Below are 5,941 nucleotides of genomic sequence, written 5' to 3'. Positions count from 1 at the left end.
TGACGATGCCGACGACCCGCCGGATCTGGCCGTCGACGACGGTGTTCGCCGCCCAGAGCAGGTTCCCGCCGGCCGGCGTGGAGGAGCCGGTCTTGGCCGCACGGCCCCCGCCGTCGCCGCCGTGCTCGCCGCGGTCGCCGGCACCGTCGCCGTCGCCACGTACGGGGCCAGCGAGGAGGCGCAGCGACGCGCCGAGTACCGACCGTCGCTGCCGTACGGCGCGGTCTCCGCGCTCGTCGAGGAGGACGGCGGCCGGGACGCCCCGGCGGTCCGCGACGCGGTGCAGCGCCTGCTCCCCGTCGACGTCCGCGCGGACGTCGAGCGGCTCCAGGTCGGCCGGAGCGGCTGCTCGATCTACGGCCAGGGCGACGGCTGCGGCCGGTACGAGCTGGTCATCCCCAAGGCGAACGAGTGCCCGCTGTGGGTCTCCACCAAGGACGCCCCGGACCCCGCGTCGCGGTTCTCCAAGGAAGAGGCCCGCAAGCTCGCGAAGGACTGGCGCTGCAAGGAGACCGACCAGTCCGGCATCTACGTCGAGGGCGGCCTGCTCGTCGGCGACGCCAAGGCGCTGAAGATCCTCGGCATCGAGGACGCGGGCATCGAGCGGGCGCTCGCCGCGGGCAAGATCGTCACCTTCTCGAAGCCCACGGTCGACGCGACCGGCAAGGTCGGCATCCGGCTGATCGACGACCAGGCGAAGGCCGATCAGGCCTGGGAGCAGGGCAAGGAGCCCCCGGGCAGGATCGTGTCCCTGCCCGCCCACCTCGTCGACGGCGACCAGCGCACCTACGGCCTGACGGCGGTCATCACCCCCGCGACCGCCAAGGCCGCCGGGCTGACCACGACCCCGCTGGGCGCCCTGTTCAGCACCGAGCGGATGCCCAGCTCCGAGCAGCGCCAGAAGCTCGACGCCGAGCTCGCCAAGCTCGGCAGCGGCGTCCAACTGCACCTGGAGGAGGGCTACGTCAACGAGAACAGCATCGTGCTGCTCGCCCTGACCGTGTTCGCCGGCCTCGTCACCATCGGGGCCGCGGGCATCGCCACCGGACTGGCGCAGGCCGACGCCGAGGCCGACCTGAAGACCCTGGCCGCGGTCGGCGCGCCGCCCCGGGTCCGCCGCACCCTGAGCGGCTTCCAGTGCGGGGTGGTCGCCGCGATGGGCGTCGTCCTCGGATCGGCGGCCGGAGTGCTGCCGGCCATGGGCCTGCGGCTCACCGAGGGCCGCGAACGGCAGCGGTTCTACGAGGAGGCGCTGGAGCAGGGCTTCTACGACCCCGGCCCGGCCCCGTACGTGCCGATCGTCGTCCCGTGGCCGACCCTCGCGGCGCTCCTGGTCCTCGTGCCGGTCGGCGCGGCGGTCCTGGCGGCCCTGGTCACGCGCTCGCGCGGCGCGCTGGCCCGTCGCGCGGCGATCTGACGCCGCCGCCCCGCGAGTGTGCCCCCGGAGGAGGGTGGATCACCCTCCTCCGGGGGCACACCGTGTCTGGAGGCACGTGTGCGAGAGAATGACGGCATGGAGATGCCGAGGAGTGAACGGTCGCAGGAAAGCCCCCACGTCCTGGTCGTAGGGCAGGACGGGATGGCGATCGGCGGCGCCGACGACGAGTCGCGCGAGGTTCCCGTGACGGACATGGTCGAACAGCCCGCAAAGGTCATGCGGATCGGCAGCATGATCAAGCAGCTCCTTGAGGAAGTCCGCGCGGCTCCTCTGGACGAGGCGAGCCGGGTCAGGCTCAAGAACATCCACGCAAGCTCGGTGAAGGAACTGGAGGACGGGCTCGCCCCGGAGTTGGTCGAGGAACTGGAACGGCTCTCCCTGCCGTTCACCGACGAGGCGATTCCGTCCGAGGCGGAACTGCGCATCGCGCAGGCCCAGTTGGTGGGCTGGCTCGAAGGCCTCTTCCATGGCATCCAGACCGCGCTGTTCGCCCAGCAGATGGCGGCCCGCGCGCAGCTGGAGCAGATGCGGCGCGCGCTCCCGCCGGGTGCGCCGCACGACGAGGACGAGGAGCGGGGCGGCCACGGCGGCGCCCGCTCGGGCCCGTATCTGTAGAACGGCCCGCGTAGGACGAAAGAACGGCCCGCGTACGACGAAGGCCCGGCACACGGGGTGTGCCGGGCCTTCGTGGTGTCGTACGGGCGTCATGTCGTACTGGCGTCATGTCGTACGGGCATCGTGTCGTACGGGCGTCATGTCGTACGGGCGTCGTGTCGTACGGGCGTCATGCCGTACAGGTCCGATGCCGCGTCAGAGCGCCTGCGGGGCCAGCAGCAGAACCTTGCCGATGTGGCTGCCGGAGTCGAGCGCCCGGTGGCCCTCCGCGGCCTCCTCCATCGGCACCGTCCGGTGGATCACCGGACGGATCGTGCCGGCGGAGATCAGCGGCCAGACGTGCTCGCGCACCGCCGCGACGATCGCCGCCTTCTCCTGCAGCGGCCGGGCACGCAGCCCCGTCGCCGTGATCGCGGCCCGCTTGGCGGCCAGCGCGGCCAGGTTCAACTCGGCCTTCACACCGCCCTGGAGGCCGATGATCGCGAGCCGGCCGCTGACCGCGAGCGCCTTCACGTTGCGCTCCAGGTACTTCGCGCCGACGATGTCGAGGATCACGTCCGCGCCCGCGCCGTCGGTCGCCTTGTGCAGCTCCTCGACGAAGTCCTGCCGGCGGTAGTCGATCAGAATGTCCGCGCCCAACTCTGCGCAGCGCGCCAGCTTCTCGGGGCCGCCCGCGGTGACCGCGACCTTCGCCCCGATCGCCTTGGCCAGTTGGATCGCGGTGGTGCCGATGCCGCTCGCGCCGCCGTGCACCAGAAGCGTCTCGCCCGGCCGCAGATGGGCGATCATGAAGACGTTCGACCAGACCGTGCACACGGCCTCGGGCAGCGCCGCCGCCGTCACCAAGTCCACGCCCTCCGGCACGGGCAGCAACTGCCCGACGGGGACGACAACCTTCTCCGCGTAACCGCCGCCGACCAGCAGCGCGCACACCTCGTCGCCGACGGACCAGCCGGACACCCCCGGGCCGAGCGCCGTGATCCGGCCGGAGCACTCCAGGCCGGGGTACGGGGTCGAGCCGGGCGGCGGGTCGTAGAAGCCCTGCCGCTGCAACAGGTCGGCGCGGTTGACCGCGCTCGCCACCACCTCGACGAGGACCTCGCCCTCGGCGGGCACGGGATCAGGCACCTCGGCCCAGACGAGGGCATCGGGGCCGCCGGGTTCCGGAATCGTGATCGCATACATGTCGGCGAGGCTACTCCGGCGTCGGGGTGGTCAGCGGGGTGAGCGGGGCCGCCCGCACGATGGTGATCAGACGGTCCGTCAGCTGGAGGGGGCTGGCCCTCGGATCGTCGTAGCCGATCAGCCGGTGCCCGCGCAGCACGCTCACGACCAGGTCCTCGGTCTCCCGGACGTTCTTGCCCACCTCGGCCTTGGTGACCGGCCGTTCGACCAGATCGAGGCCCGAGCCCTGCTGGATCAGATCCTCCATGACCGTGCCCGCGCTGGGGCTGAGCACGGACAGACCGAGCAGCCGGCCGGCGGCGCTGGCGCTGGTGATCACCGAGTCGGCGCCGGACTGGCGCAGCAGCGGCGCGTTCTCCTCCTCGCGGACCGCGGCCACGATCTTGGCGCCGCGGTTGAGCTGTCGGGCCGTCAGCGTGACGAGCACGGCCGTGTCGTCCCGCTGGGTGGCGATGATGATCTGCCGGGCCTTCTGGAGCTCGGCGCGCAGCAGCACGTCGCTGCGGGTCGCGTCGCCTATCACGCCGACGAAGCCGTCCGCGTTGGCCGCCTCGATGACCTTGCTGGACGGGTCGACGACAACGATCTGCTCCTTGCGCAGCCCGGTCGCGCAGAGCGTCTGGATCGCGGACCGCCCCTTGGTGCCGAAGCCGACGATGACGGTGTGCTCGCGCAAGGCGCTCCTCCAGCGGTTCAGCCGCCACTCCTCCCGGGTCCGTTCGGTGAGGACCTCGAGAGTGGTGCCGACCAGGATGATCAGGAACAGCACGCGCAGCGGCGTGATCAACAGGATGTTGGTGAGCCGGGCGCTGTCGCTGTGCGGGACGATGTCGCCGTACCCGGTGGTGGAGAGGGTCACCGTCGAGTAGTACGCGGCGTCGAGGAAGTCGACCTCCCCGTTGGCGTTGTCGTGGTAGCCCTCGCGGTCGACGTAGACGATCAGCACGGTCAGGGCGAGCACGCCGAGGGCCATCATCAGCCGCTTGCCGACCTGGCGCAGGGGCTTCTGGACGACCCTGCGCGGCATGGTGACCCGCGCGTTCTCGTCGGCCCGGCGGGCCATGGCGTCCTGTCCGGGAAGTTTCACGTGAAACACACTCCTGCGGCGGCGTCGGCCGTCGTCGAGGACATCGCCCCGGTCGCCGACCAGGGCAGATCAAGGACGTCCAGGGTGTCTCCGGGCCGTGCGCCGCCCGGCGGGACGACGGCCATCCCGTCCGCGGCGGCGATGCCGCGCAGCATGGCGGGGCCGTTGTAGTGCAGCGGCACGGCGTGGTCGCCCTGATGGACGAACGGGACGAGCCGGGTGTCGTGCGGATGGCCCTGCACCTCGTCGCGCACGACCACCCGGTACGGCTCCGGGGCCGGCCGGCCGGAGAGGGCGCGCAGCAGCGGCTCGGCGAGCGTGAGCAGGCCGGAGACGGCCGCGAGCGGGTTGCCCGGCAGTCCGACGAGATGGCGGCCCGGGCCGAGCCGGGCGAGCAGCATCGGGTGGCCGGGGCGCACCTTCACCCCGTCCACCAGGAGCTCCGCGCCCGCCTTGGCGAGCACGGGGTGGACGTGGTCGACCGGGCCGGCTGCGGTGCCGCCGGTAGTGATCACCAGGTCCGCCGGGGATCCGGTGACGGCGGCGTGCAGCGCGTCGGCGTCGTCGCCGATGCGGCGGGTGCCGAGGACGTCGGCGCCGAGGGCGTGCAGCCAGGGGCCGAGCATGGGGCCGAGGGCGTCGCGGATCAGGCCCTCGTGGGGGAGACCCGCGGAGAGCAGCTCGTCGCCGAGGACCAGGATCTCCACCCGGGGCCGGGGCAGGACGAGAAGCTCGTCGTACCCGGCCGCGGCGGCGAGGCCGAGCACAGCCGGGGTGACCGGCGCTCCGCCGGACAGCAGCTGGTCGCCGGCGCGGCACTCCTGGCCGCGCGGCCGGATGTCCTGGCCGGGGACGACGTCGCGCCCGGCGTGCAGCCGGCCGCCCGCGTCGGCGCGGGAGTGCTCGCTGCGGATCACGGCGGTGGCCCCGGGCGGGATCCGCGCGCCGGTGGCGATCCGTACGGCCGTGCCGTCGTCGAGCGCGGCGGAGGGGGCGTGACCGGCAAGGATCGCGCCGTCCTCGTCGATCTGCCAGGGGCCGGGGCCGGCGACGGCCCAGCCGTCCATGGCGGAGGTGTCGAAGGACGGCAGATCGGTGAGCGCGGTCAGCGTCTCGCCGAGCAGCCGGCCGAGCGCGTCCGCGAGCGGGACCTGCTGGGGGGCCGGACGCACTACCGCGCCGGCCTTCCGGGCCGTCTCGCGGGCGCCGGCCCAGGGGGTGGCGCGGTGGCGGTCGCGGTGCGGGTCGGCGCTGTCGCCGCGCGGGGTGGGCGGGGTGGGTCGGGCGGCCGGTCTCTGGAGGGCGAGGGCGTCGGCGAGACCGTCCGGGTCGGCGGTGTCTTCCGTACCGGGGTCGGCGGCGGTGGCTTGGGCGGCCCCGGCGGCTTCGGTGGCTTGGGCGGATTCGGCGGCCTTGGCGGACCTGGCGGACCTGGCGGCTTCGGTGGCCTTGGCGGTGCCGGCGGCTTCGGCGGCCTTGGCGACCGATCTGCCGGCCGTGGGCTCCTGCGGGGTCATCCGGCGTCGCCCTGCTCCGCCTCCGCGGCCCAGCGGTTGGCGAGCGCGGCGGCCTTGCGGGCCGCCTCGCGGACGGCCTCGGGGCCGCCGTCCGCCCCC

General features: G+C 73.6%; 5 protein-coding genes. 2 read left to right on the top strand and 3 right to left on the bottom strand.

The features are described from left to right. Together VIU94_RS40290 and VIU94_RS40285 are read left to right on the top strand one after the other, a co-directional pair. Nucleotides 1–1,417 (top strand): ABC transporter permease family protein (locus VIU94_RS40290; protein ID WP_524540668.1); only part of this gene is annotated, 1,417 nt, incomplete at its 5' end. A 96-nt stretch (nt 1,418–1,513) separates the two neighbouring features. Continuing rightward, nucleotides 1,514–2,053, top strand: coding sequence for a bacterial proteasome activator family protein (locus VIU94_RS40285; RefSeq protein ID WP_331919882.1), 540 nt, complete (start codon nt 1,514–1,516; stop codon nt 2,051–2,053). Between the two features lie 195 nt (nt 2,054–2,248). On the opposite strand, the gene VIU94_RS40280 is transcribed toward VIU94_RS40285, so the two are convergent. The 3 genes from VIU94_RS40280 to VIU94_RS40270 are packed head-to-tail and all read right to left on the bottom strand — an operon-like array spanning nt 2,249 to nt 5,842. Next, nucleotides 2,249–3,238: an NAD(P)H-quinone oxidoreductase gene (locus VIU94_RS40280; protein WP_331919878.1), complete on the bottom strand. Its 990-nt coding sequence runs from the start codon at nt 3,236–3,238 to the stop codon at nt 2,249–2,251. A gap of 10 nt (nt 3,239–3,248) precedes the next feature. Further along, the gene (locus VIU94_RS40275) at nt 3,249–4,301 is read right to left on the bottom strand and encodes a potassium channel family protein (protein WP_331919880.1); all 1,053 of its coding nucleotides are present in this window, start codon (nt 4,299–4,301) and stop codon (nt 3,249–3,251) included. Between the two features lie 20 nt (nt 4,302–4,321). Beyond that, nucleotides 4,322–5,842 (bottom strand): molybdopterin molybdotransferase MoeA, encoded by a 1,521-nt coding sequence (locus VIU94_RS40270; RefSeq protein WP_331919876.1) that lies wholly within the window; start codon nt 5,840–5,842, stop codon nt 4,322–4,324. Nucleotides 5,843–5,941: the final 99 nt, after the last annotated feature.

The sequence above is a fragment of the Streptomyces sp. genome, assembly GCF_036566765.1.
In the GTDB taxonomy this organism is placed as follows: Bacteria; Actinomycetota; Actinomycetes; order Streptomycetales; family Streptomycetaceae; genus Streptomyces.
This window is presented reverse-complemented; position numbering and strand designations above follow the sequence as displayed.